Annotated in this window: 1 pseudogene; it reads left to right on the top strand. The window is 36.4% G+C overall.

The window, feature by feature from the left end:
- Nucleotides 1-677 (top strand): annotated as a pseudogene (locus RTP52_RS16015) (glucose-6-phosphate isomerase); the annotation flags it as partial.
- Nucleotides 678-857: the final 180 nt, after the last annotated feature.

The following is an 857-nucleotide window of genomic DNA, read 5'->3' as shown; positions in this document are numbered from 1 at the left end:
ATATCAAGCAACTCATGGATGGTGCCGCTAGTATGAGAGAACGTTGCTTAAATAATAAATTTGAAGAGAATGATTCCCTTCTCTATGCTAGTATCCGAAACATCTTATTGAGAAAAGGAAAGAGTATTGAAATCCTTGCAAATTACGAGCCAGCACTCCATTATGTAGGGGAGTGGTGGAAGCAGTTATATGGTGAGAGTGAAGGAAAAGACAAGAAAGGTATCTTCCCAGCAAGTGTTGACTTGACTACAGATTTACATTCTATGGGACAGTTTATCCAAGATGGACAAAGAACCATGTTTGAGACTGTTATAAATCTTGAAAAATCCACCTGTGAAGTTATTCTTGAGGAAGAAGAAGTTGATTTGGATGGACTAAATTACCTAGCAGGTAAGAGTGTTGATTTTATTAATAAGAGTGCTATGAAAGGAACCTTATTAGCTCATACAGATGGTGATGTACCAAATCTTATTGTTAATATTGCAGAACAATCTGAATTTTGTTTAGGTGAATTGTTCTATTTCTTTGAGTTTGCTTGTGGTGTGAGCGGATATATCCTTGGAGTAAATCCATTTGATCAACCAGGTGTTGAAAGTTATAAAAAGAATATGTTTGCTTTACTTGGTAAGCCAGGTTTTGAGGAGCTAAGTAAAAGATTACAAGAGAGATTACAGTAAGAGAACGATTATTTATGACAAGAAAAAGTTGATGAAGCGCATTTTTTTCTTGTATATGATTCTCTGATTAATAAATTAGATTACATTAAAGTTTTGAGAGGCTGTTTCATGTAACAGCCTCTTTATTTAGTTTGCCCGCCATGGGCGGGCTCTAGCGGGTGCAAGTCCCGAGTGTGCCTA

The sequence above is a fragment of the Lachnoclostridium sp. genome (assembly GCF_031997925.1).
In the GTDB taxonomy this organism is placed as follows: Bacteria; Bacillota; Clostridia; order Lachnospirales; family Lachnospiraceae; genus Lachnoclostridium.
The sequence above is the reverse complement of the archived record's forward strand: the minus strand, read 5'-3'. Positions and strand labels throughout refer to the sequence as shown.